Here is a 26,189-nt window from a genome sequence, read left to right on the forward strand (position 1 = left end):
TAGTTTCACGTGGCGAACAACCGCGAGGTCCGCTCCTCGTGACGCATTCCGCTGATCTCCAGTGCCGGTGACACGCTGCTCAACTCGCTCAGCGGCCGCTCGCAGGCCGCGTGCGCCAACACCGTCATCGCTTCGGCGTTGCGTAGCTGGATGCGCTGACTCTGCAGCGGGCCCAACCTGCCGAGCCGTACCGCCGCGCTCAGCAACGAGGCCATCATCGATCGCAGCACGCCGACGACGGCGACCTGCCGAGGGATGCCCAACAGCGACTGCACGACCCCGTCGACCACCGCAGCATGACCGGGCACCGACCCTGCCGACACCGCCAGCAGGTAGGGATGCCGTTCGCCGATCCCGACGTCGAGAGCGGTCGCCGCCAGTTGCCCGCCCGCGGACACCGAGGCGGTGCGGGTGTTGCCGAACAGCTTGTACGTCGCGGCAAGATCATCGAGTTCGGCAAGGGTGTCGGGATCATCAGCCAGCCAGGCATGCGCGGTGATGGTGGCGTCCAGCGTCCCGACACTGTGCCGCAGATATCCGCACACCACCGATTCGACGGCATCGGCATCGGCATCCGGGCGACGGTGCAGCCACTCCTCCAGACCGTGGCTGTGCACCATCCGCCCGGCGGGAAACGCACTGTCGTGCAACTGCAACCACAGCGCCAGCGCCGTCGTGACGTCAGTGGTGATGGCCAACATGGTCATCCGCGGATGTCCGCGCCCAGCCGCGGCCGGCCAATGCCAGTTCGGTCACCTCACCGGTGACACCCATCGTGGCGAGCATGTCCCTGGCGGCATCGGCACTGGTGAACAGTGGGACGGTCATACCGTCATCGTCGACGTCGACGGGGGCGTGCTGGTTGCCGAGCAGGTGACCCAACATCAGCATGGCGCGGGCGGTGTTGTCGGCGAACCGGACCCGGATGGCGGGTTCGGCCGGACGGCGGACCACCACGACGGCGTGGCCGTCGTCGGTGATCACGGCATCGTGGTGCAGGAACACGCCACGCGGCAGCATGATCCGTACCTCTATGCCGGTGTCGGTGGTGACGAGCTGCCGATGTTTGCCCGCATCACCCCAGCCGATGTCGACATGGTGCCGCCGGCGGCCGGCGAAAGCCGGATCATCGATGTGTCCGAGTACGGTATCGGCTATCACGGGGTGCTCCTGGTGATCGGTGTGGTGGGCAACATGACGCGGGCCGCATCGTGCAGTGCCCGCTGCACGGCGAGCAGCGGGGGTGCGCCATCAGTCCTGATCCGCACGAAAATGCCGGCATCAGAAGGAAGTTCGCCGGCGCCGCCCTCGATATCAGGATGATCAGCCAGCACCGCGCGCACCGCGGACAGCGCGCCTTTGACGCACCGGCCCGGCGCGAGGATCAGCAGGGTGGCCAGGTAGTCGGCCCCGATGACGGCATCCGCGGTGACCAGCTGGCGGTCCCGTGCCACCGCACGACCCTGTACCCGCACCGTGAACGCGGTATCGACGACGGCGTAGCGGAACCGCTCGCCGTGTGCGATCCGTCCGGCGGCGATCGCATCCCAGCCGATGTACACCCCGCCGGGTGCGACATCGACCTCCAACTGTTGGACGAAGCTCGAATCGGACTGCGGGATAATTGTTTTGGGCAGGTACTCCAGCGCCGCCCCGGACTCCACATCGAACGACAGACGGTGCCGGGCGCCGGGTCCGCCGCCGGCGAACACCTGGGTGGCGGCCTGGGAGGTGAGGTGCAGATGTGTGCCGGACGCACACCGCACGGTGGTGCTCAGATCGTCATCGGAGAACGTTCCGCCGCTGGGACTCTGCACACAGAGGTTGGCTGCACCGGGAAAGGCGGGATCACTGTGCAGTGCGGTGGTCACCCGCTGCGGGTATCGCTGCCGCAGCCCGGTGATCCGCGTCGCGCCGCTGGCATCGGCGCGGGTGTGCAGGCTCAGCACACCGGGGGCGATCATGCTCGCGCCGTGAGCATCACACCGCGCAGCAACTCCTCGGTCAGGGCGTCCAGGCCGGATCCGGAGCGCAGATCGGTGAACACCGTCGGCTTGGTGGGGCGGGCCACCGCGCAGTCGCGGCGCATCCGGTCCAGATCGGCACCCACCAGATCGGCGAGGTCGATCTTGTTGACCACCAGCAGATCGGCCTGCAGCAGCCCGATGCCCTTTTTGCGGGGGATGTCGTCCCCGCCTGCGGTGTCGATGACGAAGATCCAGTAATCCACCAGATCGGAGGTGAAGGTGGCGGCCAGGTTGTCACCACCGGACTCGATGAGAATCAGGTCCAGGTCCTCGAATTCGGCCGCCAACCGGCGGGCGGCGGCCAGATTTGCCGACGGGTCCTCGCGAATGGCGGTGTGCGGGCAGGCGCCGGTCTCGACGGCCAGCACCCGGTTCGGGTCGATGACCCCGCTGCGGCGCACCCGTTGCGCGTCCTCGTCGGTGACCAGGTCGTTGGTGATCACCGCAACGCCGAGACCCCTGCCGATCAGCTCGGGCACCAGCCTCTCCACCAGCCGGGTCTTACCCGATCCGACCGGACCGCCGATGCCGATGCGAAGTACCTCGCCCATCGCGTTCTCCTCTATTTCAACGTGTACCGACGGCCGAGCGGCACCGTGGTCATCGGCACGCTCTGGCACAGTTGACCGTCCACGATCACCCGGTAGGTGTCGGGTTCGATCCGGATGTCGGGAAGGTAATCGTTGTGTAGCAGATCGGCTTTGGTGAGTCCTCGGGAGCCACGACAGGCCACCAGCCGGGTCTGCAGTCCGAGCCGCGCACCCAGTCCGGCGTCGATCGCCGCGGCTGCCACGAAGTTCACCGACACATCGGCCGGTGTCTGCCCGTAGGCCGCCCACTGTGGGCGGTACTTCAACGGCTCGCACGTCATCAGCGACGCGTTGGCCTCACCCATCACCGACCATGCCGGGAAACCACCCTTGAACACGACCTCGGGGCGTATTCCGAAGAACTTCGGCTCCCACAGCACGATATCGGCGAGCTTGCCCGGCTCCAGCGAGCCGACCTCGTGATCGATCCCGAACAGGCGGGCCGGATTGATCGTCAGCTTGGCGATATAGCGCAGGATCCGGGCGTTGTCGGCGCCGGTGCTCTCGTCGGCAGGCAGGGGACCGCGTGTTGCCCGCATATGCGAGGCCAATTGCCATGTGCGGGCGATGGTCTCCCCGATGCGCCCCATGCCCTGGGAGTCCGACCCCATGGCCGAGATGGCGCCCATATCGTGCAACACATCCTCGGCGGCGATCGTCTCGCGCCGGATCCGCGATTCGGCGAAGGCCACATCCTCGGGGATGCGGGGATTCAGGTGGTGGCACACCATCACCATGTCCAGGTGCTCGTCGAAGGTGTTGAGCGTGTACGGATTCGTCGGGTTGGTCGAGGATGGAAGGCAGTACGGTTCGCCGACGACCTGCATGATGTCCGGCGCATGACCACCGCCGGCCCCCTCGGCGTGATAGGTGTGGATCACCCGGCCGCCGATCGCGGCCATGGTGTCTTCGTAGAAGCCGGACTCGTTGAGGGTGTCGGTGTGGATCTGCACCTGCAGGTCCAGTTCGTCACCGGCGTCCAGTGAGGCCCGTATCGCCGCCGGGGTGGCGCCCCAGTCCTCGTGGATCTTGAATCCGATGGCGCCGGCCAGTCCCTGCTCGATCAGCGGTGCGGTGCTGGATGCGCTGCCGTTGCCGATGAAACCGAAGTTCATCGGGAAGGCCTCCGCGGCCCGCAGCATGCGAGCCAGGTTGGTCGGCCCCGACGACGTGATGCCGACGGTCACCGGGCCGAGGCCGCCACCGATCATGGTGGTGATGCCGCTGGAGATGGCCTCCTCGACAAGGCCCGCGCTGTCGAAGTGCACGTGCACGTCGATGGCGCCCGCGGTGGCGATCAGGCCCTCGCCGGACCGGATATCGGTGCCCGCGCCGATGATCAGATCGGGGTGCACACCGTCCATGGTGCGCGGGTTGCCCGCCTTGCCGACCCCGACGATGCGTCCGTCCCGGATACCGATATCGGCCTTACGGATTCCCAACACGGCGTCGATGATGAGGGCGTTGGTGATGACGAAGTCCAGCGCCCCTTCGCCGTTGGTCATGTCACCGTGCACGGCCATGCCCTCGCGCATGGTCTTGCCACCACCGAAGACGGCCTCGTCACCGTAGACGCATGCGTCGGCCTCGACGCGGGCCAGCAGCTCGGTATCGGCGAGGCGCACCCGGTCCCCGGTGGTCGGTCCGTACAGCTCGGCGTAGCGGGCCCGGCTGATGCGGTATGTCATCTCAGCTCTTTCGAATCCGGCAGGATGTCCAAGAAACCGCGGGCGCGTACATCGCTCATCAGCGCTGCGCTCGCCGGGACATCGGTAGGGCCATTGGTGACATCGTTCTGGCCGATCACCACCCGGTCACCGCCGTAGCTGGTCAGCGATACCTCCTGCGTCTCACCGGGTTCGAAGCGCACGGCCAACCCCGACGGGATGTCCAATCGCATGCCGAACGCCGATCGCCGGTCGAAACGCAGCGCCCGGTTGCATTCGAAGAAGTGAAAGTGCGATCCGACCTGGATGGGACGGTCACCGGTGTTCTGCACACTCACCGACACGGTTGCCCGGCCCGCGTTCAGCTCGAGTTCGCCGTCGGCGGGCAGGATCTCACCCGGGGCGAAGGTGATCTCGTCGGCGGTCCGGGTGCCGGGGCCGATCGCATCGTGCACGGTGACGAGCTTCTGTCCGTCGTCGAAGAATGCCTCGACCTGAACCGAGCCCAACAGGGTGCGCACGCCGGGCATGACATCGTCATCGGTGAGCAGATCGGCCCCGATGGCGGCGGCCTCGGCCACCCCGGCACCGGATCGGGCCGCCTCGATGACCTCGTCGGCGATCAGTGCCCGGGCCTCGGCATAGGTCAGTGCCAGTCCCGCGGCGCGGTGCTTGCGGGCCAGTTCCGCGGCCAGGAACACCAGCAGTCGGTCTTCGTCCTTGGGTGTCAGATGCATGCGTCAGCCCGTGATTCCCTCGGCCCACGGATAGTTCTTGAGGAAGGGGTCGGGGGTGATGGGCTCCGGTGACTGCCAGACCTGGTCGATCAGGCCGCTGGGGACGACCTTGCCGACGCGTGCGGTCTTGGTGACGTGGTGGTTCTCCCCGTCGATGGTCACCGACCCCTCCGGTGCGTCGACGGTGACGCCGTCGGCCGCGGACTGGATGTCGGCCACCGCGAACGAGTCGGCCTTCTCCACCGTGGCCTTCCACAGATACACCGCGGTGTAGGCCGACTCCATCGGATCCGAGGTGACCCGGTCGGGGCCGTACTTGGCCTTGAAGTCGGCGACGAACTTCTTGTTGGCCGGGGTGTCGAGGGTCTCGTAGTAGTTCCACGACGACAGCTGCCCGACCAGGGTGTCGGCGCCGATGCTCTTGACCTCCTCCTCACCGACGCACATCGACATCACCGGCATGGTCTGGGCCGTCAGCCCGGCGCTGTTGTACTCCCGGAAGAAGGCCGTCAGTGAACCGCCCACCACGACGTTGAAGATGGCGTCGGCACCGGCGCTGCGGATCTTGTTGACGATCGTCGCGAAGTTCGTACTGTCCAGCGGCACATAGTCTTCGCCCTTGATCTCGATGCCGTTGGCCGCGGCGTAGGCCTTGACGATGGCATTGGAGGTGCGCGGGAAGACATAATCACTGCCGACCAGGTAGAGCGAGGTGACACCCTGCTGCTTGAGGTAGTCCAGGGCCGGGATGATCTGCTGGTTGGTGGTGGCGCCCGAGTAGAAGATGTTCTTCGATGACTCCAGACCCTCGTACTGCTGACCGTAATAGAGCAGTGCGTTGGAATCCTCGAACACCGGCAGCATCGCCTTGCGGCTTGCCGAGGTGTACCCGCCGAAAACCGCTGCGACACAATCGCTGTTGACCAGCTTGTTGGCCTTCTCGGCGAATACGGTGGGATCCGATGCGCCGTCCTCGGACAGCAGATCGAGCTGCTTGCCCAGCACCCCGCCGCTTGCGTTGATCTCGTCGACGGCCATCGCGATCGCATCATGGATGACCGACTCGCTGACGGCCAGCCCGCCGGACAGTGAGTTGATCGAACCGATGGTGACCTCCGAGCCCGATGTGTCCGCGCACCCCTGCGCCGTGGCGCCCGCGTCGTCGCCGGCCCGACTGCCGCACGCGGTCGCGAGCATGGTCGTTGTGGCGAGGAGGGCCACTCCCGCGGTGAATCTGTTCATGTGCTCGCCTTCGCTGGTCGTGGATCGTTGGCGATCAGCGTAGGAACCAGCGCATTCCCCGGGATATGGGAGGAATCTCCCATTTCCGCGGTGGGCGTTGCCTGTCCGCCGCGTGGGTGAAACATTCGCGAAACACGCCCTGCCCATCATTCTTTGGGGACGTGACAAGAAGGATCTGATGGCAGGCGCATATGCGGAGGTGCTGGGCAGCAGCGCGAGTATCGAGACGCGCGCCCACGAGATGCTCGAGGCGCTGAGCGCACGGGCGGCGTCGTCGGCATCGGCGATCAGCCTGTGGGATCCGATCCGTCGCCGGCACGTCGCCGTCGCCAATCACGGCTACCCCGATCATGTGATGGAGCACCTGAACACCTGGTTCATCGATCACGATCCGTTGTTCGACACGATGCGGGTGCGCGGTCTCGGCGCGCTGCGCTGGCGTGACTTCCCCCAGTATCGCGACACCTATTCCGTGCAGGGTGTTTTCGCCCCGGCCGGTTTCGACGAGGGGTTGTCGGCGCGGCTGGTGACCGCGGACGGCAGTTACGCCGGAACCATCCACGTCAACTGTGACGACGCCCGCCACCCCACCGATGGCGATGTGGCCGAGATCAATTCGCTGCGTGCGCAGATGGCTGCGCAGCTCGACTTCTCCTCGCGCCCGCGCATGGTCGCCGAGCTCATGGCACCCGAGGCGCAGGCTTGGGCGATCGACGGTGACGGGCAAGCGCATCTGCTGATCCACGGTGACAGCTTCGCGGCCCCGTTGGATCGCGCATTGGTGACCGAGATGGTGTTGGCCACCCGTGCAACGGGTTTGGGCTTTCGACCCGAGGCCACCCGGTGGTTCGACGGCACCACCTGGCTGCACGCCAGGATCATCGACACCGCCCGCCGCTTCGAGCGGGACAGCCTTTCCGGTGTGCTGTTGGTGACCCGCGACCCTTTGCCGTTCGGTATCACCGCCCGTGAACTCGATGCCTTGACGCTGGCGGCGCAGGGTCTGACGAACAATCAGATTGCCGCCCGCCTGTTCATCAGCGTCCGGACCGCGGGCCACCACCTGGAGAGTGCGATGGTCAAACTCGGCGCCAGTAATCGCGCGGCGTGTGTGTCGCACGCGGTGACCTGGGGCCTGCTGTCGGGGCGACTGCTGGCGGGGAATGTTTGGGCCGCCGACAGCGCTTAGACCCACATGACCGACCAGACCTTCCGTCTCGCCCCCGATGCCAGCCTGCTCACGCCGGTGCGGGTCGGAGCCACCGAAGCGGCCAACCGGGTGTTCATGGCACCTCTGACGCGCTCGCGCGCCCAGTCCGATGCCACCCCGTCGGATCTCGCTGCGCTCTATTACTCCCAGCGCGCCGCCGCCGGGCTGATCATCAGTGAGGCCACTGCGATCTGCGAGCAGGCCAACGGCGCCTATATGAACACCCCCGGCATCTACACCGACCGCCACCAGCAGGCCTGGGCCGATATCGCCGATGCGGTGCACGCCGGGGGCGGGAAGATGTTCGTGCAGCTCTGGCATGTGGGGCGGATGGCGCATCCCGATATCAGCGGGTTCGAGACGGTCGGTCCCTCGCCGGTTGCAGCGGACATGCTCACCCACACCCCCGCGGGCAAGCAGCCGCTACCGGTGCCGCGTGCGCTCACCGAGCATGAGATCGGCACCATCATCGGCCAGTTCCGCGGCGCGGCGCGCCGTGCCATCGATGCCGGCATGGACGGGGTGGAGATCCATTCGGCCAACGGCTATCTGTTGCACGAGTTCCTCTCCGATGTGGTGAACCTGCGCACCGACGCCTACGGCGGGTCGGCGGAGAATCGCGCCCGGTTGACCGCCGAGGTCGTGGAGGCGGTCGCCGACGAGATCGGTGCGGATCGCGTCGGGCTGCGGATCTCCCCGGGAAATGGTGCCGGAGATATGCGGGAGAACGATCAGGTCGGCGCTTACGAGGCGTTGCTGAACCGCATCCGCCCGTTGGGTCTGGCGTACCTACACGTCCTGATCGACCCCAGCACCCAGACGTTCGGGGCCCTGCGGGCGCTGTGGCCGGACACTCTGGTGCTCAACACCGGCCGCGATACCGATACCGATTTCTGCCAGCTCGAGTCCCTCGTCGACTGGGGTGCGGCGAGCGCCGTCGCGGTGGGCCGCAGCTGGCTGGCCAACCCGGACCTGATCGACCGGTTGCTGCTCGGGGCCGAGCTCAACGAGCCCGATGTGCCGACCTTCTACGCCTCCGGCCCCGCTGGGTACGTGGACTATCCGACGCTCGCGGAGGCCGAACCGCAGTCGGCTTGATCCCGGAAGGCCCGGTGGCCACTTGTCGCACGCTTTTCCCTGATGGCGTGCGATGGGTGGCCACTGGCGGATGGGTGGAAATTGGACCAACCAACAGGTTGGTTTACGATTTTGTTAGGGTGCGCGATCAGTGCCCTGTCACCCACCCGAAAGGGAACAACATATGTCCGAAGGTGCCTTCATCTATGAGGCCATCCGCACCCCGCGCGGTAAGCAGCGCGGTGGCGCCCTCAACGAGATCAAGCCGGTCAACCTCGTCGTAGGCCTGATCGACGAGATCCGGGCCCGCTACCCCGACCTCGACGAGAACCTGATCAGCGACGTCATCCTGGGTGTCGTGTCCCCGGTCGGTGATCAGGGCGGCGATATCGCCCGTACCGCGGTGCTGGTGTCGGGCCTGCCCGAGACCACCGGTGGCTTCCAGCTCAACCGTTTCTGCGCCTCGGGCCTGGAGGCCGTCAACCTCGGCGCCCAGAAGGTGTCCTCGGGCTGGGACGACCTGGTCCTCGTCGGCGGTGTCGAGTCGATGAGCCGCGTCCCGATGGGCTCTGACGGCGGCGCCTGGGCCGGCGACCCCGAGACCAACTACCGCGTCGGTTTCGTCCCCCAGGGCATCGGTGCCGATCTGATCGCCACCATCGAGGGCTTCTCCCGCGAGGATGTCGACGCCTACGCCGCGCGCTCGCAGGAGCGGGCCGCCGCGGCATGGTCGGGCGGCTACTTCGCCAAGTCCGTGGTGCCGGTCAAGGATCAGAACGGGCTGGTCGTGCTCGATCACGACGAGCACATGCGTCCGGGCACCACCGTGGAGAGCCTGGGCAAGCTCAAGCCCGCCTTCGCGGACCTGGGTGCGATGGGCGGCTTCGACGATGTGGCGCTGCAGAAGTACCACTACGTGGAGAAGATCAACCACGTCCACACCGGCGGTAACAGCTCGGGCATCGTCGACGGCGCCGCGCTGGTGCTCATCGGCAGCGAGGCCGCGGGTAAGGCCCAGGGGCTGACCCCGCGGGCGCGCGTGGTGGCCACCGCCACCAGCGGCGCCGACCCGGTCATCATGCTGACCGGCCCCACCCCGGCGACCAAGAAGGTGCTCGACCGCGCCGGATTGACCGTCGACGATATCGACCTGTTCGAGCTGAACGAGGCGTTCGCCTCGGTGGTGATGAAGTTCCAGAAGGACCTCAACATCCCGGACGAGAAGCTCAACGTCAACGGCGGCGCCATCGCGATGGGTCACCCGCTGGGTGCCACCGGCGCCATGATCACCGGAACCATGGTCGACGAGCTCGAGCGTCGCGGTGCCAAGCGTGCGCTGATCACGCTGTGCGTCGGCGGCGGTATGGGCGTGGCCACCATCATCGAGCGCGTCTAGGAGATATGACCATGGCAGAGAACACCATCAAGTGGGAGCAGGATGCCGACGGCATCGTCACCCTGACGCTGGACGACCCGACCGGGTCGGCCAACGTGATGAACGAGCACTACAAGCAGTCCATGCATGACGCGGTGGAACGCCTTGTCGCCGAGAAGGATTCGATCACCGGTGTGGTGATCGCCAGCGCGAAGAAGACCTTCTTCGCCGGCGGTGACCTCAAGGGCATGATCAACATCGGTCCCGACGATGCCCAGCAGGCATTCGAGGAGGTCGAGTTCATCAAGGCCGATCTGCGCAAGCTGGAGACCCTCGGCAAGCCCGTCGTGACCGCGATCAACGGCGCCGCGCTCGGTGGCGGTCTTGAGATCGCGCTGGCCACCCATCACCGCATCGCCGCCGATGTCAAGGGTGTCGTCATCGGTCTGCCCGAGGTGACCCTCGGCCTGCTTCCCGGCGGTGGCGGCGTGGCCCGCACCGTGCGGATGTTCGGTATCCAGAAGGCCTTCATGGAGGTGCTCAGCCAGGGCACCCGGTTCAACCCGGCCAAGGCCAAGGAGATCGGTCTGGTCGACGAGCTCGTCGGCAGCGTCGAGGAACTGATCCCGGCGGCCAAGAAGTGGATCAAGGACAACCCCGAGGGCGGCGTGCAGCCGTGGGATGTCAAGGGCTACAAGATGCCCGGCGGTACCCCGAGCAGCCCCGGCCTGGCCGCCATCCTGCCGTCGTTCCCGGCGCTGCTCAAGAAGCAGCTCAAGGGCGCGCCCATGCCGGCGCCGCGCGCCATCCTGGCCGCGGCCGTCGAGGGCGCCCAGGTGGATTTCGAGGGTGCGACCCGCATCGAGAGCCGCTACTTCACCCAGCTGGTCACCGGCCAGGTCGCCAAGAACATGATCCAGGCGTTCTTCCTGGACCTGCAGGCCATCAACGGTGGCGCGTCGCGTCCCGAGGGCATCGCGCCGGTGCCGATCAAGAAGATCGGTGTGCTGGGTGCGGGCATGATGGGCGCCGGTATCGCCTACGTGTCGGCCAAGGCCGGTTATGACGTCGTGCTCAAGGACGTCTCGATCGAGGCGGCGCAGAAGGGCAAGGCCTACTCCGAGGGTCTGGAAGCCAAGGCGCTCAAGCGTGGCAAGACCACCGAGGAGAAGTCCGCGGCACTGTTGGCCAAGATCACCCCGACCGCCGATCCCGCCGATCTGGCCGGTGTGGACTTCGTGATCGAGGCTGTTTTCGAGAACCAGGAACTCAAGCACAAGGTGTTCCAGGAGATCGAGGACATCGTCGAGCCCAACGCGCTGCTCGGCTCGAACACCTCCACCCTGCCGATCACGGGTCTGGCCACCGGTGTGAAGCGCCAGGAAGACTTCATCGGGATCCACTTCTTCAGCCCCGTGGACAAGATGCCGCTGGTCGAGATCATCAAGGGCGAGAAGACCTCCGACGAGGCGTTGGCCCGGGTCTTCGACTACACGCTGGCCATCAAGAAGACCCCGATCGTGGTCAACGACAGCCGGGGCTTCTTCACCAGCCGCGTCATCGGCACCTTCGTCAACGAGGCGCTCGCCATGCTCGGTGAGGGCATCGAGGCCGCCACCATCGAGCAGGCCGGAGCCCAGGCCGGCTACCCGGCCGCGCCGCTGCAGCTCTCCGATGAGTTGAACCTCGAGCTCATGCACAAGATCGCCGGGGAGACCCGCAAGGCGGCCGAGGCGACCGGTGAGACCTATGTGCCGCACCCCGCCGAAGCGGTCGTGGAGAAGATGATCGAGATCGGTCGTCCGTCGCGTCTGAAGGGTGCCGGTTTCTACGAGTACGCCGACGGCAAGCGGGTCGGTCTGTGGTCGGGCCTCAAGGAGACCTTCAACTCCGGTAGCGCCACCATCGAGCTGCAGGATGCCATCGACCGCATGCTGTTCGCCGAGGCTCTGGAGACCCAGAAGTGCCTCGACGAGGGCGTGCTGACCTCGACCGCCGATGCCAACATCGGCTCGATCATGGGTATCGGCTACCCGCCGTACACCGGTGGTTCGGCGCAGTTCATCGTCGGCTACGAAGGCCCGCACGGTGTCGGCAAGGCCGCGTTCGTGGCCCGTGCCAAGGAGCTGGCGGCCCGCTACGGCGATCGCTTCAACCCGCCCGCCTCGCTGGAGGGCTGATCGCGGCGCGCCACTCGGCGCGCGGTAAGACCAGAAGCCCCCGGGCCCGCTGTCCTCGAAACGGCGAGCCCGGGGGTTTTCTCGTGCGTGCCGGGGACTCCGCGGCGGGGGTGAGGCCATGGGCGAGCCCGTTGGCGGCGTGGATCCCGGCGGCGAATGCCTTCAGGGCGGACCAGAAGCGGAGAACGGGGCGTTGCTGGGTCATATCGACGACGATGCCGGGTCCGGTGGCGTCGGCACACCGGCACTGATGCCGTCTAACGATAAGATAGTGACATGCACATCGTCGCCATCCTGGCTTATGACGGGATGACCGGATTCGAATCCGGTCTTGCCGCCGAGATCTTCGGGATGGCCGAGTTGCCGGGACGGTTCTCCGCCGGAGTCGCCCCCGGCGGATACGCGGTCAAGCTGTGCTCCGAGCAATCCGAGATCCGGATGTTGGGCGGGGCCGTGGTGCGCACCTCCTACGGCATCGAGGATCTGGCGAGCGCCGATACCGTGCTGATCCCCAGCGTGCGCGATGTCGAGCAGGCGCCCTCGGATGCGCTGCTCGAGGCCATCCGCGCCGCCGATACCCGAGGTGCCCGGCTGGTCTCCATCTGCTCCGGCGCCTTCGCGTTGGCCGCGGCCGGTGTGCTCGACGGGCGCACTGCGACGACACACTGGATCTACGCCGACCTGTTGGCGCAGCGATATCCGTCGATCGATGTGGATCCGGCGCCGCTGTACGTCGACAACGGGCGGGTGCTCACCAGCGCGGGCTGTGCGGCCGGGCTGGATCTGTGCCTGCACATCGTGCGTGCCGACCACGGCGTGCGGGTGGCCAACGATATCGCGCGTCGGCTCGTCATCTCACCGCACCGCGCAGGCGGACAGGCGCAGTACATCGAGACCCCGGTCCCCGAACCCGCGGTCGACGGCCGGATCGCCGCCGGGATGGCCTGGGCGCTGGAGCATCTGGACCGTCCCATCACCCTCGACGAACTCGCCGAGCGGTCGTCGCTGTCAAGGCGCAGCTACCTGCGCCAGTTCGCCAGGGCCACCGGCACCACGCCCATCAAATGGCTTATCGAACAACGCATCCAGGCCAGTCTGGCGTTGTTGGAGTCCTCGGACCTCGGCGTCGAACAGATCGCGGCGCGGGTCGGGTTCGAATCGCCGGTGACCTTCCGTCATCACTTCGTCCGGCAGATGCGGACCACGCCGCGCGAGTATCGCGGGTGCTTCTCCGGATAGCGATCACGTTGTGTCTACCGACCCGGTAGAGCAGGCTGATCGGATGACCCACTTCGCCTCGCGTTCGGTAGCGAAGTTCCCGGCGATCGCCGACCAGTCGGTCCGGATCCTGCGCATCTACCTGTGCGCCACGGGATTTCTCTACACCTACGGCGTGGTGTTCACGATCTTCCCGGTGCGCACCGATCTGGAGTTCGCCAATCCCGTGGGCGGCATCCTCGCGGTCGCGCTCAGCGCAGCAGCGCTGATCCAGCTGGCTGTCCGCCCGGACCACACTGTGCCCGCAACCGCCGCCGCCGTCGTGGCGACCCCGACCGTGATGGCCTTCCACGTCACCCTGACCGCCGAATACATGTGCCTCATCGCGCCGATGTTCCTGGCGATGTACCTGCGGGCCTTCTATCCCACCCGCCGCGCGTGGACGTGGATCGCGGTACTGGTCATCTGCTGCTTCGGCGCGGTTGCGGTGGCTCCGGCACCGCACGTCGGGGTCATCACCTACCTGATCATCGCGGTCGTGATCACGGGAGCGGCGGAATCGTTCGGACTGTTGATGCGTGCCATGTTCGCCGCGGCGTGCACGGATCCGCTCACCGGCCTGGCGAACCGCGCAGGCTGGGAGATGGCGACCGCAGATCTGATCGCGCGGGCGGGTACGCGGCCGGTCACCGTTTTCGCGCTCGATATCGACGGACTCAAGACGATCAACGACACCCAGGGACATTCTGCGGGGGACCGGCGCATCACCGACTACGCGAGGCTGTGGTCGAGGTTGGTGCCGCGCGGTGCGGTGCTGGCGCGATTGGGTGGCGACGAGTTCGCGATCTGTCTCGCCGGCGCGGCCACCGCCGATCGCGAGCGACTGCTCGACGCCATCCGATCGAGCACGCCGGGGGTCAGTATCGGCACCGCCACCGATGCGCTGGCATCCGCCGGTATCGGCGAGCTCTATGCCCGCGCGGACGCCGAACTGTACCGCGGACGCGGTCGACCGCTGCGGGAGGTGTCCGACTCCGGCTAGAACGCACCCATATCGGCGGAAAACCAGTGCTGCGGCCGCAGATACACGGCCACGCTGGGCCCGTGCTCGCGCCGGGCCACCGCCAGATACGGTTCGACCGCCGCTGCGGGCAGGTAACGCCGGGCCATCTCGACGAGCTGATCGTCGGTGGCATCGTCTATCCGCGCCACCGCACCGTCGACGCTGACGTATCGGACCGTCGGCTCGACGCGATCGACCATCAGCGACAGATGCCCGGCCGCCTCGATCAGCTTGTGCTTGCGCGACCCGGCCCCAGTGAGGAACCACGGCTGTCCGCCGGGGATGTACTGGTACCAGATCGGCAGTGTCAACGGCCCACGGTGGGGGCCGGCCGCTATCGACAGCGCAGCCACATGCGGCTCGGCCAGGAATGCCTCACGCTCTTCCCTGGCCAGCGGCATGATCAGATGCAGGGGGTGAAGAACAGCAGTCGCGGCCCACAACCGAGCAGCGGACCCGGCAATCCCGGAGGCGGCGGCAGACCCGGCAAGCCGATCGGCGGCGGGGGCGGCAGCTGCGGGGGACCGGGCAGACCGATCGGCGGGGGCGGCGGGAGGCCGGGAAGCCCGGCGGGCGGCGGCGGCAAGCTGGGCAGACCCAATGCAGGCAGCGCCGTCGACATCCGTGCCACATCCGAGACCGCCGAGAAGGTCTGGCCGGTGGCCTGCACGGCGCCCAAGGTGCCGCCGAAGGGGGTGATCTCGCCGGGCAGCAACCCGAAGAAAGCCAGGGTGGCAGCGGTGTCGGCGGCGGCGCCGGCGAGCACCGCGGGCCAGCCGACGACGGTGTTGACGATGCCGAAGGACGTGCCGATGGTCGAGTTGATCTCGGGGATCGCGCCGACATTGCGAGCCAGCTGCACCACACCACCGAGCTGATCCGGGGTCAGTTTGGCAACGGCGGGCGTCCGGGCCTTCTGGACGGCGGCCGAGATCAACGACTGGCATTCGCCGGTGTCGGAGTTGCGGACCTGCGAGTCATTGCAGGTGTCGACGCAGTTGCCGTTGTAGGAGACCTGACCGCGTGAGCACTGCTCGGCGAGCGCAGGAGGTGCGAAGGCCACGGTCATGGCGGTCAGCGGCAGCGCAGCCGCCAGCGCGGCATTCGCGATGCGACGTCGGAGGGCAGTCATGACCATGTCCTTCATTTGGTGCAGCAACGATTTAAGTACAGCAACGATCCCGTCACAGTGTAGACGATGTAAGAAAGTGGCGCGTGGGCCTAAAGTCGATGGCTATGCGCTTCGGACTGTTCATCCCGCAGGGTTGGCGACTCGATCTCGTCGACATCCCCACCGAAAACCACTGGTCAGTGATGAATGAACTGGCTCGTCACGCCGATAACAGCACGTGGGACTCGGTGTGGGTGTACGACCACTTCCACACCGTTCCGCTGCCCACCGACGAGGCCACCCATGAGGCCTGGTCGCTGATGGCGGCGTTCGCGGCGGTCACCGAACGGGTGAAATTGGGCCAGATGTGCACCGCCATGAGCTATCGCAACCCGGCCTACCTGGCAAAGGTCGCCGCCACCACCGACATCATCTCCGGCGGCCGCGTCCAGATGGGTATCGGTGGCGGTTGGTACGAACACGAGTGGCGCGCGTATGGCTACGGCTTCCCCTCGGCGGGCGAGCGGCTTGGCCGCCTGGACGAGGGTGTGCAGATCATGCGGGACGCCTGGCGCGACGGCCGGGTCACCCTCGAGGGCAAGCATTATCAGGTGAACGACGCCATCGTCGCGCCCAAGCCGCTGCAGGAGGGCGGGCCGCCGCTGTGGATCGCAGGCGGGGGCGAGAAGGTGACACTCAAGATCGCGGCGAAATACGCCCGCTACACGAACTTCAGCAGCGCGCCCGAGGATTTCCGGCACAAGTCCGAGGTGCTGGCCGAGCACTGCCGAGCGGTGGGCACCGACTTCGACGCCATCATCCGCTCGGCGAACTTCAACTGCGTCCTAGGCACTTCCGAGGACGAGGTGAGCGGGCGCCTGCAGCGAATCCGGGACCGCCAGGTCGGCGCCGTCGGCGAGGATGCCGCACCCGCCATCGATGCCATGCTCGCCAACGTCGCCTCCCCGGACTCGGCCACCGGCACCCCCGAGCAGGTCATCGAACGCCTCTCCCGGCTACGCGATCTCGGGTGCGAGTACGCCATCATGTACTTCCCCGAAGCGGCCTACGACCGCTCCGGGATCGAACTCTTCGAGCGTGAGGTCATTCCGGTGCTGAGTCGGTGACAGCGCTGACCTGATACTGCGCTATGCGCCAACCCTCGGCGGTGTGGGTGAGGACAACCCCGAGGTTCAGGCTCACCCCCGTTCCGTCGGCGAAGGCGAAGTCCGCACGCAGGTAGCCCGACACCACGGTGGCGGCCAGGCGTCGCGTCTGTAGGAACGAGTAGCCGACGGTGAGTCCGGCCGGCTGCCCCGCGTAGTAGGCGTGCACACCGTCGCGACCGACGCTGTAGGGCTTGAGCCCCTGGAAGATGGTGTCCTCGGTGAACACCGCGGCTGTCCGGTCGGGATCGTGGGTGTCGATCCCGGCCTTCCACTCGTCGAGCACACCGGCCAGGATCGTCGCGGTGTCATCGCGTTCAGTGCCCGGCATGCTGGCCTCCATCGACGTGCAGGATTTCCCCGGTCACGAACCCGGCACGCTCCAGATACAACACCGCGTCCACGACATCGTCGAGCTCACCGATCCGCTGTTGCGGGTTCAGTGTCGCCAGCGCCGGATAGTCATCCGCGGCGTGCATCGGGGTGCGGATGATGCCCAGCGCGACGGCGTTGGCCCGGATGCCGCGCTCGGCGTACTCGACGGCCAGTGACCGGGTGGCGGCGTTCAGGCCGCCCTTGGTCAGCGATGCCAGCACCGACGGTGCGGCCTTGGTGGCCTGGTCGACCAGGCTGGTGGACACGTTCACGATGTGCCCGCCGGCGGGCATCACCGCAAGGGCCGCCCTGGTCACCTCGAAGAACCCACGCAGGTTCACCCCGGTGATGGCGTCGTAGTCGGCGTCGGTGTAGTCGGTGAACGGCTTGGCGATGAAGATGCCCGCATTGTTGACGACGGTGTCGACGCGGCCGAACCGCTCGATGGCCGCATCGATGATGCGCTGTCCGACACCGGGTACGCCGATGTCCCCTGCGACGGCCAGTACCGACGGGTCGTCACCGGCCACGATATTGCGTGAGTTCGCGACGACGGCGTAGCCGAGGCCGCGGTAGCCGGCGACCAGTGCTTCGCCGATGCCCTGGGATGCGCCGGTGATGACGGCGACGCGCGTGGGGTTGTTCATGATCGTGCCTTTCTGCTGTGTCTGCACCGCACAACGGCATTGCACTCGACGCCCGTCCCGGCCGATAGGACTGGAAAGCTCACTGGTGCGAGCCGGCGGCTACTACGCTGGGCCGGTGGAGTTGCGTCAGCTGCGGTACTTCGTGACCGTCGCCGAGGAACTGAACTTCGGCCGGGCGGCCGAACGGTTGCGTATCGCGGGACCGTCGCTGTCCCAGCAGATCAAGGCGCTCGAACGCGATCTGAAGGTGCAGCTGTTCGACCGCGACCGCCGGTCGGTGGCGCTGACGGCGGCCGGTGCGGCATTGCTGCCCGACGCGCGGTCGCTGGTTCGTCAGGCCGATGAGTTGCGCAGGCGGGTAACGGGTTTGGCCGCCGACGATCCGGTGCGGATCGGTTGTGTGAATTGGTGCCCGGTGGACTGGTCCGAACGTGCGGCCGGGGTGGCCACCCTGCGGGTCGACACCTGGGTGATGCCCTCGCATGCGCAGGCCGCCCGCGTCGTCGATGGCAGTCTGGATCTGGCGATCTGCTGGGTGCAGGACACCGACCTCGCCGAGTTGGACCTGTCCGCGCGCTTGGTGGGTGTCGATCGGCTCTATGCCCTGTCGGCGGGGACCGAGTCCGGGCCTGTCGAGGCGAAAGACACTGTGGTGCTGGTTGATACCGACACCGCGAGCTGGTCGTCGTGGAATCGATACGCCGAGCAGTATGCGGCGGCCACCGGTGCCCGCGTCATGCGCACCGATGACGGTGGCGTCACCGGACCGACGTTCTTCGAGCATGTCCGCCGGATCGGCCGCCCGGTGCTCAACAATCCCAAGGGGCAGAACGACACCGGTGCCGGCGACCTGGTCCGCCGGCCGGTGCGTAGCCCGGAACCGTTGTGGACGTGGTCACTTGTCTGGCGTCGCGCCGAGGACCGGGAATCGGTGCTGGCCGTCGTGGACGCTTTCACCCGAGAGCCCGTCGATCTCGACGAGGGTGCTGGGGGGCACTGGCTTCCGCCCGCCGATCCATATCGCGGCGCAGACCAGCGCAGCGACTGAGACGGTCGCCGCACCCGCCCCGAGTACGAGCCGAAAATCGCCGTGCAGCAATGGGCCGACCATCAGCGGACCCACGATCTGACCGGCCGAATAGCCGGCCGTCAGCACCGCCACCGCGCCGGGCACGCCGAGTCGGCGGCCATAGGCCAAGGCCAATGAACTGACCCCGATGAAGGTCCCGCCGAACAGAACTGCCCCCAACGTGGCCGCGGCCGTGGTGCCAAAGCAGGCCAATGCAATCCCGGCCGCCTGCAGCAGCAGCGCAACGGTCAACAGTGCCGGATGCGACCACCGCGCCGTCACGCGGTCCCACACGACGGCCGAGGGGATGACGGACAGCCCGACCACCAGCCATGCCACGCCGCCGATGGGACCGGGGGAGTGCTGCGCCATGGCGGCGACCAGGAATGTCGCGGCAATGATGTAGCCGATGCCCTCCAAGGTGTAACCGCCGAACAGCAACCAGAACCGGGACCCGTACCCGGGCCGGGTCACCCCGACCGCCGCCGGGCGCGGTCCGGGGCGCGTCCACCAGGCGGGCACGCTCAGCAGGGCGGCCAACACGCCGACCGACCACCAAGCCAGCCGCCAGTCCGCGGGCAGTGCCAACACCAGTGCCGCCGACGATGCGATGCCGATACCCACCCCGCCCAGACCCCACCCGGCGTGCCGAGGTGCCACATCGAGCAGGCCGTTCACCGCGACCACGAATGCCAGCGCGCTACCGAGACCGGCAATCGTGCGCAGTGCCAACCACATCGGTACGGTCGTGGTCAGCGCCATGGCGGGCAGGCTGACGGTGATCACCGTCAACGAGGTGAGCAAGACCGTGCGGGAGTGGGCAAGCCGGGGCAGCACCGTTGCGGCCACCGCGCCGGCCAGGTACCCGGTGTAGTTCGCCGTCGCCAGTTGCCCTGCGGTGTGCGGACTCAAAGCGGTCTGTGCCGTCATCAACGGCATGATCGGGGTATAGGCAAAACGGCCGATGCCCATCGCGGCCGCGAGCGTCGACATCGAACGCGCTACCGAACAGAGAGATTTCAGCTCCATCGGTCGATGGTCACCGTCCGGTCGCACCGGGGGCCACGACGCACGCTCTCCCAGCTGGGAGAGCAAGCCTTCCACGCGGTGGGATAAACGACCGCACCGGAGGTGTTGATCAAGACATACCGAAGGAGCGCATCATGAAAGACAACATCATCGTGCTGATCACCGGTGCCAATCGCGGCCTCGGCCGCCGGATCGCCGAAGATTTCCTGGCCCGCGGCGCCAAGGTGTACGCCGGGGCGCGGCGTCCCGAGACAGTCGACATCACCGGTGCGATCCCCGTCCAGATCGACATCACCGACCCGGAATCGGTTCGGCGGGCGGCCGAAATTGCCTCGGATGTCACGGTTCTGGTGAACAACGCCGGTATCTCCACCCGCGCCAACCTGTTGGCAGGGTCGATCGAAGATATCCGGTCCGAGATGGAAACTCACTATTTCGGCACCCTGAATGTCATCAGGGAGTTTGCGCCGGTACTCGAAAACAACGGCGGCGGAAAGATTCTGAACGTGCTTTCGGTGCTGTCCTGGGCTCATCCCGCGACCTCGGGTGCTTATGCCGCTGCGAAGGCCGCGGCGTGGGCGTTGACCGACGCGGTGCGCGACGACCTGGCACCCCGCGGCGTCACCGTCACCGCGCTGCACGTCGGCTACATGGACACCGATATGGTCAGTTACATTCCGGCCGAACAGAAATCGGATCCGGCAGCGATTGCCCGCCAAGCCGTCGACGGTGTGCTGGCCGGCACGACCGAGGTGCTGGCAGACGACACCGCGCGACAGGCGAAAGCGGCCTTGTCACGGATGAGATAGTGGCAGGTATGGAAAAGATCTCACTGACCGCCCTGGCTCGCGAGCATCTGGAGACCGCGCGTTCGGCCAACAGCGGTCGCAGTGCGCACACCGTCTACGGCGGACACGAGCACCGCCTGCGGCAGACGCTGCTCGCGCTGTCGGCGGGTAATGGGCTCGACGATCACGAGAGTCCGGGGGAGGCGACGCTGCAGGTGCTGCAGGGCCGGGTCCGGCTGACGACGGCCGAGGCGAACTGGGAGGGCTCGGCCGGCGATCATCTGGTGGTGCCGAAGGTTCGGCACGGGCTGTCGGCGCTAGAGGACTCGGTGGTGCTGTTGACCGTGGTGAAGGCCGTGGGTCCGCACGTCTAGAACGGGCTCGGATTGGACTGCCACTCGGCATCCTGCGGACGGGCGCCATAACGGCGCGCGTAGTCCTCGTGCAGGCGGGCGTTCTTCTCCCGGTTCATGGTGTCGATCAATTTGGGATCCAGCCCGTGCTGGGAAAGCCGGTGCCGACGCCACACCTTGTTCAACACGAAGGCCATGATCAATGCCCAGGTGTAGATGGGCACGGTCATCTCCAGGTGGACGTACAGTGATCCCGGCAACAGCCACAGCGGAGCGAGGATGACGGCCGGCGGGATCGCGTAGCGCAGCATGTGCCTGCGCACCGCGCCCGTGCCGGTCAGGTCGGCCGTCACCCAGTCGCGCATGGAGTCGGGCAGGCGGCGTCCGTATGCGTAGAGCACCCGCTGGAAGAAACTCGGTGTTGCGGCCATGTTTAGATAGTACCCTAATAGTTAGTAGGCAAAGCAAGTAGTACAGTGTGATGGTGGCCGCTGTGACCGAAGACCTCGACCCCCTCGCCCTGGAACGTCAGGTGTGTTTCGCGCTGGCGGTCACCAACCGCGCAGTGCTGGCGGTGTACCGCCCACTCCTGGAGCCGCTGGGCCTGACCCATCCCCAGTACCTCGTAATGCTGGCGCTGTGGGACAACGACAAGGCGGGCGGTGATGCGCTGTCGGTCAAGCAGATCGCCGGATTGCTGCAGATGGACTCGGCCACCGTCTCGCCGATGCTCAAACGCCTCGAGGCGCTCGGCTTCATCAGCCGCACCCGCAGTGTCTCCGATGAGCGCACCACACTGGTCACCCTGACCAAGGGGGGTTCCGCACTGCGTCGGCAGGCGCTGGCCATCCCGCCGGCCGTGGTGGCCCGGCTCGGGGTCGACATGGCCGAACTGGAGCAGCTGCACTCGGTGCTCACCCGGATCAACCTGGCTGCCGTGGCGGCCGGCGCGCTCGACTCCTAGCCGCGATGTGACAGCACGTTGACGATATTGCCCGCCGCATCGGCGAAGAAGAACCGCCGCACACCCCACTGCTCATCGGAGATGGGGTGCACGATGGTCAGTCCGGCGGCCACCGCCGCCGTGTACGCGGCATCGACATCGTCGACCTCGACCGACACCGTCGGATTCACCGCCGCCGTCTGATCTTTCGTCATCAGGCTCAGCTGGTGGCGATGCTCGTCGTCGGCGAGGGTGACGATCCAACCGTGATTCATCACCTCGGTCAGCCCGAGCGTCGCGATGTAGGCGGCGCGGGCGGCGTCGATATCGGACACGGTCAAGATCGGGACCACCCGGCCGACGGTCATATCGCCGGGCCCAGCAGGTCGTCGGCGTCCTTGATGAGGTAGCCGTAGCCTTGCTCGGCGAGGAACCGCTGCCGGTGGGCGGCGTACTCGGCATCCAGGCTGTCGCGGCTGACCACCGAATAGAAGATCGCGCCACCGCCGTCGGCCTTGGGCCGCAGCAACCGGCCCAACCGCTGCGCCTCCTCCTGACGTGACCCGAAGGTTCCCGAGACCTGGACGGCCACCGAGGCTTCGGGCAGGTCGATGGAGAAGTTGGCGACCTTGGAGACCACCAGGGTGCGGATCTCGCCGCGCCGGAACTGGTCGAAGAGCTCCTCGCGCTCCGCGTTCTTGGTCGACCCCTGGATCACCGGCGCACCGAGCTCCTGGCCGAGTTCGTCGAGCTGATCCAGATAGGCGCCGATCACCAGTGTCGGCTCGTTCTTGTGCTTCTCCAGGATCGACTTCACCACCGCGATCTTGGTGTGCGCCGTCGAGCACAGCTTGTAGCGCTCCTCCGGTTCGGCGGTCGCGTAGATCATCCGCTCGTTATCGGTCATCGTGACCCGGACCTCGATGCACTCGGCCGGTGCGATCCAGCCCTGGGCCTCGATGTCCTTCCACGGCGCGTCGTAGCGCTTCGGACCGATCAGCGAGAACACGTCGCCCTCCCGGCCGTCCTCGCGAATCAGGGTGGCGGTCAGCCCGAGCCTGCGGCGCGATTGCAGATCGGCGGTCATCCGGAACACCGGTGCGGGCAGCAGATGCACCTCGTCGTAGATGATCAGGCCCCAGTCGCGGCTGTCGAAGAGCTCGAGATGCTTGTACTCACCCTTGGTGCGCCGCGTGATCACCTGATAGGTCGCGATGGTGACCGGGCGGATCTCCTTGCGCTCTCCGGAGTACTCGCCGATCTCCTCCTCGGTGAGCGAGGTCCGCGCGATCAGCTCGCGCTTCCACTGCCTGCCCGCCACCGTATTGGTGACGAGGATCAGCGTGGTGGCACCGGCCTTGGCCATGGCGGCCGCGCCGACGAGGGTCTTACCGGCGCCGCACGGCAGCACGACCACCCCGGAGCCACCTGCCCAGAACGATTCGGCCGCGAGCTCCTGGTAGTCGCGCAGCGCCCAGCCGTCCTGGGCGAGGTCGATCCGGTGCGCCTCACCGTCGACGTAACCGGCCAGGTCCTCGGCGGGCCAGCCGATCTTGAGCAGCATCTGCTTGATCCGCCCACGTTCGCTGCCGTGCACGATGACGGTGTCGTCGTCGATGCGCGCCCCGAGCATCGGGGTGATCTTCTTGTTGCGCAGCACCTCTTCGAGCACCGCGCGATCCAGGCTGACCAGCGTCAGCCCGTGCGCCGGGTGCTTGACCAGCTGCAGGCGCCCGTAGCGCGCCATGGTGTCGACGATGTCGACCAGCAGCGGCTGCGGTACCGCGTAGCGGGAGAAGCTGACCAGCGCATCGACGACCTGCTCGGCGTCATGTCCCGCGGCGCGGGCGTTCCAGAGCGCCAGCGGGGTGATCCGATAGGTGTGGATGTGTTCGGGTGCGCGTTCCAGTTCGGCGAACGGCGCGATCGCGGCGCGCGCGGCGCCGGCGAGTTCGTGATCGGTTTCGAGCAGGACAGTCTTGTCGGACTGGACGATCAGCGGGCCCTCGGTGCTCATCCCATCTATTATCCAGAGTCGGCCGACACCACGGATGTCACGCGGTGGATCGCGAACTCCCGGACCCGTCCGGCGGCGGGGTCGAACGCCGTCAACTGGCCGCCCCGGATGTTGATCGGGGCCACCACCCGCTGGGTGGCCACCCCCGCCGGGTCGACGTAACCCATCACCACCGTGGTCTGCTCGACCGCCGCCTGTTGCAACAGCGCGATCAGCACCGCAGGATCCAGCCGCTCGTTGGACCGCGGCGAGGCAGCCACGCTGCGCATCACCGCGACGATCGCGCCGAGGGTCTGGTTCGTCGGCGCCGTCAGCGGCCGGAAGACCCGACGTCGGCTCAGGGTGGGCACCCGGGCCCCGCGGGCCCGGAGGTCGACCACCGCCCCGGAAGCGTCCTCGGCGGCGGGGACGAAACCGCCGGCACGCAGTGCGGCCAGCACGTCGCCGATCTGGGCCTGCGACACCGCGACGGTGGGCGCCAGGATGCGCAGCTCCAGCGGTTCGGCCGCCGGAGTGGCCACCGCCTGGGCCAACAGCGCCGGGTCCTCACAGCGCACGAATGATGCCGCCATCCCGACCCGCAGCTGACCGTGCCGTCGCGCCACATCATCGATGAGGTAGGTCAGACCCTGCGGGACGGGGGTTTTCGAGTGCTTCTCGAAAAACGCGTGCAACCCGCCCGCGGTCCGACCGGCATCGAGCGCGCGGCGGATGGACGCCTCGCTGATGCGGTAGACCATCGCCGCACCCGCGGACTCGACCGTGGCGACGACGTCGAGTTGCTCGGCGAGCTCGCGCAACAGCGGGCCGGGCACCACCACGGTCAGGTCGGCCTGCAACAGGAAATGATCCAGCGGCGCAGGCAGCACCTTGTCCATCGCGGCGATGGTGGCATCGGCGGCGTCCTCGGACTGCTGGGCCAGCATTGCCCGCGCCGGCGTCGCGATGGCGCCGCGGCCCACCAATCCGACCGCATGCGCCTCGCGCAGCAGATCGGTCACCGGGCCGAGTTGCAACCGGGCCGCCCACCGTGGGCGCTGCCAGATCATGGCCAGTGCCGCCGACTCCGCATCGACCCCGGAGCCGGCGGGCAGGCCGTCCAGCACCGTCAACAGCAGCCGACGATCCAGGGGCGCCGCCGTCGAATAGAGCGCATCGGACAGCACGCCGTAGGGCTTGCCATCGGGACCTCGCTGACCGACCAGGCTGGGCCGGGCCGGCAGATTCAACCAGGTCCACGCGATCAGCTGCCAGCGCGCTGCCGTGGACATCTCGATGAAGCGATCGGCACCGACGGTCGGTGCCCAGTACGGCGAGTTACCCGCGGCGGGCTCCGGGTCGGGGGTTCCCGGTGCGAGCAGGCCTGCCGCCGCGGACAGCTCCAGGATCAGCGCGAGGCGCTGTTCGTCGATGCCGGTGAGCTTGGTCAGTTTCTTGACATCGCGGACGCCGAGGCCGCCGCTGCGCAGCTCCGAAACCGGGGCGTCGGACAGTGTCTGGATCACCAGGTCGATCTCGCGCAGCAGGTCGATTGCGGCGCCGGCGGCGACCGAATCCACCTCGGCCCGGGTCGTGGTGTGCACCGCGGGATCGGGCGTGCGCAGGCCGGTCGGCCCCGGCAGGTCGCCGCGCAGCACCTGGCCCACCATCCGCGGCAGGATCACGGTGTCATCGGTATCGCTGGGTATGCGGTGCAGCAGCCCCTCGGCGAGCAGTCGCTGCGCGGGTCTGTCGGCGGGCGCCCCTGGGATCGCGTCCCTGGTGCGCCCGACCGGAGAACCCTCGACCAGCCGTGTCAGCAGCTCTCGGCTGGGGTCGTCGAGCCCGTCGATCAGCCGCCGGATCTCGTCGGCGGTCAGGGTGGGTCCGTCGTGCACGGCCTGCCCCGGATACCAGGGCACGCCCGCGCTCACCTCGGCGACCACCCGCAGGTTCTCGTCACCCCACACCAGCGCGCGGTCCTGCAGATCCTGGAGGACTCGGTCCACATCCGCCCGGTCGGCGCGGGCGCCGATGAAATCGGCCACCGCGTCCCTGGGCACCGCGGCGGCATCGGCATGCAGCACCAACAGCGCATCCAGGACGGCCAGGTGCAGGAAGGAAAGTGCGTCCGTGGCAGCCTTCACCGACTGGCGGGCCTGCGCCCGCGCGGCCAACGCCGCGATCGTGCTCGGCGGCGGCGCGGTGAGGTCGGGCCGCAGCTCGAGCAGCCGTACCAGGCGCTCATCGGGCAGGTCTGCCAGCCAGACGCCCAGCGGCACGCTCTTGATTCCCCGGGTCATTGCTGACCAGCGTAAAGCAGCGT

General features: G+C 67.4%; 26 protein-coding genes and 1 pseudogene. 11 read left to right on the forward strand and 16 right to left on the reverse strand.

Annotation, left to right across the window (positions count from 1 at the left end):
• Positions 1–5: 5 nt before the first annotated feature.
• The 7 genes from IC40_RS0102655 to urtA are packed head-to-tail and all read right to left on the reverse strand — an operon-like array spanning position 6 to position 6,263.
• Positions 6–701 carry an urease accessory protein UreF gene (locus tag IC40_RS0102655; protein WP_030133216.1) on the reverse strand — a complete coding sequence of 232 codons (696 nt, stop codon included), beginning with the start codon at positions 699–701 and terminating at the stop codon, positions 6–8.
• Positions 682–1,161, reverse strand: a complete 480-nt coding sequence (locus IC40_RS0102660) for an urease accessory protein UreE (protein WP_030133217.1) — start codon at positions 1,159–1,161, stop codon at positions 682–684. The genes IC40_RS0102655 and IC40_RS0102660 overlap by 20 nt, the downstream gene beginning before the upstream one ends.
• Complete coding sequence (locus IC40_RS0102665) at positions 1,158–1,964, reverse strand: urease accessory protein UreD (RefSeq protein WP_030133218.1); 807 nt, start codon at positions 1,962–1,964, stop codon at positions 1,158–1,160. The genes IC40_RS0102660 and IC40_RS0102665 overlap by 4 nt, the downstream gene beginning before the upstream one ends.
• Positions 1,961–2,578 (reverse strand): urease accessory protein UreG, encoded by a 618-nt coding sequence (gene ureG / locus IC40_RS0102670; protein ID WP_030133219.1) that lies wholly within the window; start codon positions 2,576–2,578, stop codon positions 1,961–1,963. Before ureG ends, IC40_RS0102665 begins: the two co-directional genes overlap by 4 nt.
• 11 nt (positions 2,579–2,589) lie before the next feature.
• Positions 2,590–4,305: an urease subunit alpha gene (gene ureC, locus IC40_RS0102675; protein ID WP_030133220.1), complete on the reverse strand. Its 1,716-nt coding sequence runs from the start codon at positions 4,303–4,305 to the stop codon at positions 2,590–2,592.
• Positions 4,302–5,021, reverse strand: a complete 720-nt coding sequence (locus tag IC40_RS0102680) for an urease subunit beta (RefSeq protein WP_036469212.1) — start codon at positions 5,019–5,021, stop codon at positions 4,302–4,304. Before IC40_RS0102680 ends, ureC begins: the two co-directional genes overlap by 4 nt.
• A 3-nt stretch (positions 5,022–5,024) precedes the next feature.
• Positions 5,025–6,263 (reverse strand): urea ABC transporter substrate-binding protein, encoded by a 1,239-nt coding sequence (gene urtA / locus IC40_RS0102685; RefSeq protein WP_030133222.1) that lies wholly within the window; start codon positions 6,261–6,263, stop codon positions 5,025–5,027.
• Positions 6,264–6,441: 178 nt separating this feature from the next.
• On the opposite strand from urtA, the gene IC40_RS0102690 reads away from it, so the two are divergent.
• The 6 genes from IC40_RS0102690 to IC40_RS0102715 all read left to right on the forward strand — a co-directional run bounded on the left by IC40_RS0102690 (position 6,442) and on the right by IC40_RS0102715 (position 14,365).
• The gene (locus IC40_RS0102690) at positions 6,442–7,452 is read left to right on the forward strand and encodes a helix-turn-helix transcriptional regulator (RefSeq protein WP_030133223.1); all 1,011 of its coding nucleotides are present in this window, start codon (positions 6,442–6,444) and stop codon (positions 7,450–7,452) included.
• A 6-nt stretch (positions 7,453–7,458) separates the two neighbouring features.
• Positions 7,459–8,571 carry an alkene reductase gene (locus IC40_RS0102695; protein ID WP_030133224.1) on the forward strand — a complete coding sequence of 371 codons (1,113 nt, stop codon included), beginning with the start codon at positions 7,459–7,461 and terminating at the stop codon, positions 8,569–8,571.
• Positions 8,572–8,734: 163 nt separating this feature from the next.
• Positions 8,735–9,946, forward strand: a complete 1,212-nt coding sequence (locus IC40_RS0102700) for an acetyl-CoA C-acetyltransferase (RefSeq protein ID WP_030133225.1) — start codon at positions 8,735–8,737, stop codon at positions 9,944–9,946.
• 11 nt (positions 9,947–9,957) lie between these two features.
• Complete coding sequence (locus IC40_RS0102705) at positions 9,958–12,105, forward strand: 3-hydroxyacyl-CoA dehydrogenase NAD-binding domain-containing protein (RefSeq protein WP_030133226.1); 2,148 nt, start codon at positions 9,958–9,960, stop codon at positions 12,103–12,105.
• A gap of 276 nt (positions 12,106–12,381) precedes the next feature.
• Positions 12,382–13,344 carry a helix-turn-helix domain-containing protein gene (locus IC40_RS0102710; protein WP_030133227.1) on the forward strand — a complete coding sequence of 321 codons (963 nt, stop codon included), beginning with the start codon at positions 12,382–12,384 and terminating at the stop codon, positions 13,342–13,344.
• Positions 13,345–13,387: 43 nt separating this feature from the next.
• The gene (locus tag IC40_RS0102715) at positions 13,388–14,365 is read left to right on the forward strand and encodes a GGDEF domain-containing protein (protein ID WP_036469216.1); all 978 of its coding nucleotides are present in this window, start codon (positions 13,388–13,390) and stop codon (positions 14,363–14,365) included.
• On the opposite strand, the gene IC40_RS0102720 is transcribed toward IC40_RS0102715, so the two are convergent.
• Together IC40_RS0102720 and IC40_RS27950 are read right to left on the reverse strand one after the other, a co-directional pair.
• On the reverse strand, positions 14,362–14,787 hold the full coding sequence (locus tag IC40_RS0102720) for a pyridoxamine 5'-phosphate oxidase family protein (RefSeq protein WP_030133229.1): 426 nt from the start codon (positions 14,785–14,787) through the stop codon (positions 14,362–14,364). The two genes, IC40_RS0102715 and IC40_RS0102720, sit on opposite strands and share 4 nt — an antisense overlap.
• A 2-nt stretch (positions 14,788–14,789) precedes the next feature.
• Positions 14,790–15,518, reverse strand: coding sequence for a hypothetical protein (locus tag IC40_RS27950; protein ID WP_162179251.1), 729 nt, complete (start codon positions 15,516–15,518; stop codon positions 14,790–14,792).
• A gap of 104 nt (positions 15,519–15,622) precedes the next feature.
• On the opposite strand from IC40_RS27950, the gene IC40_RS0102730 reads away from it, so the two are divergent.
• Positions 15,623–16,624 (forward strand): LLM class F420-dependent oxidoreductase, encoded by a 1,002-nt coding sequence (locus tag IC40_RS0102730; protein ID WP_030133230.1) that lies wholly within the window; start codon positions 15,623–15,625, stop codon positions 16,622–16,624.
• On the opposite strand, the gene IC40_RS0102735 is transcribed toward IC40_RS0102730, so the two are convergent.
• Together IC40_RS0102735 and IC40_RS0102740 are read right to left on the reverse strand one after the other, a co-directional pair.
• Entirely contained in the window at positions 16,602–16,994 is a 393-nt protein-coding gene (locus IC40_RS0102735) for a nuclear transport factor 2 family protein (RefSeq protein ID WP_030133231.1), read from the reverse strand. The genes IC40_RS0102730 and IC40_RS0102735 overlap by 23 nt on opposite strands.
• A complete protein-coding gene (locus IC40_RS0102740) occupies positions 16,981–17,685 on the reverse strand; it encodes an SDR family NAD(P)-dependent oxidoreductase (protein WP_030133232.1) in 705 nt (234 codons plus the stop codon). Before IC40_RS0102740 ends, IC40_RS0102735 begins: the two co-directional genes overlap by 14 nt.
• Positions 17,686–17,800: 115 nt before the next feature.
• Here IC40_RS0102740 and IC40_RS27070 point away from each other — a divergent pair, with 115 nt between their 5' ends.
• Entirely contained in the window at positions 17,801–18,733 is a 933-nt protein-coding gene (locus IC40_RS27070; RefSeq protein WP_081843308.1) for a LysR family transcriptional regulator, read from the forward strand.
• A gap of 42 nt (positions 18,734–18,775) precedes the next feature.
• Here the strand turns inward: IC40_RS27070 and IC40_RS28180 are convergent.
• Positions 18,776–19,783 (reverse strand): annotated as a pseudogene (locus IC40_RS28180) (YbfB/YjiJ family MFS transporter); the annotation flags it as partial.
• A gap of 134 nt (positions 19,784–19,917) precedes the next feature.
• On the opposite strand from IC40_RS28180, the gene IC40_RS0102755 reads away from it, so the two are divergent.
• Positions 19,918–20,592, forward strand: coding sequence for an SDR family oxidoreductase (locus tag IC40_RS0102755; RefSeq protein ID WP_030133235.1), 675 nt, complete (start codon positions 19,918–19,920; stop codon positions 20,590–20,592).
• An 8-nt stretch (positions 20,593–20,600) separates the two neighbouring features.
• Positions 20,601–20,945: a cupin domain-containing protein gene (locus tag IC40_RS0102760; RefSeq protein ID WP_030133236.1), complete on the forward strand. Its 345-nt coding sequence runs from the start codon at positions 20,601–20,603 to the stop codon at positions 20,943–20,945.
• Here IC40_RS0102760 and IC40_RS0102765 read toward each other — a convergent pair.
• Positions 20,942–21,355: a DUF5313 domain-containing protein gene (locus tag IC40_RS0102765; RefSeq protein WP_030133237.1), complete on the reverse strand. Its 414-nt coding sequence runs from the start codon at positions 21,353–21,355 to the stop codon at positions 20,942–20,944. The two genes, IC40_RS0102760 and IC40_RS0102765, sit on opposite strands and share 4 nt — an antisense overlap.
• Positions 21,356–21,405: 50 nt before the next feature.
• Between IC40_RS0102765 and IC40_RS0102770 the strand changes: the two genes are divergently transcribed.
• The gene (locus tag IC40_RS0102770) at positions 21,406–21,888 is read left to right on the forward strand and encodes a MarR family winged helix-turn-helix transcriptional regulator (RefSeq protein ID WP_036460312.1); all 483 of its coding nucleotides are present in this window, start codon (positions 21,406–21,408) and stop codon (positions 21,886–21,888) included.
• On the opposite strand, the gene IC40_RS0102775 is transcribed toward IC40_RS0102770, so the two are convergent.
• The 3 genes from IC40_RS0102775 to IC40_RS0102785 are packed head-to-tail and all read right to left on the reverse strand — an operon-like array spanning position 21,885 to position 26,166.
• Positions 21,885–22,235 carry a VOC family protein gene (locus IC40_RS0102775; protein WP_030133239.1) on the reverse strand — a complete coding sequence of 117 codons (351 nt, stop codon included), beginning with the start codon at positions 22,233–22,235 and terminating at the stop codon, positions 21,885–21,887. The genes IC40_RS0102770 and IC40_RS0102775 overlap by 4 nt on opposite strands.
• The gene (locus IC40_RS0102780) at positions 22,232–23,884 is read right to left on the reverse strand and encodes a DNA repair helicase XPB (RefSeq protein ID WP_030133240.1); all 1,653 of its coding nucleotides are present in this window, start codon (positions 23,882–23,884) and stop codon (positions 22,232–22,234) included. The genes IC40_RS0102775 and IC40_RS0102780 overlap by 4 nt, the downstream gene beginning before the upstream one ends.
• A gap of 8 nt (positions 23,885–23,892) precedes the next feature.
• Complete coding sequence (locus tag IC40_RS0102785; protein ID WP_030133241.1) at positions 23,893–26,166, reverse strand: helicase-associated domain-containing protein; 2,274 nt, start codon at positions 26,164–26,166, stop codon at positions 23,893–23,895.
• Between the last annotated feature and the right edge of the window lie 23 nt (positions 26,167–26,189).

This window comes from Mycolicibacterium neoaurum ATCC 25795, assembly GCF_000691525.1.
GTDB lineage: Bacteria > Actinomycetota > Actinomycetes > Mycobacteriales > Mycobacteriaceae > Mycobacterium > Mycobacterium neoaurum.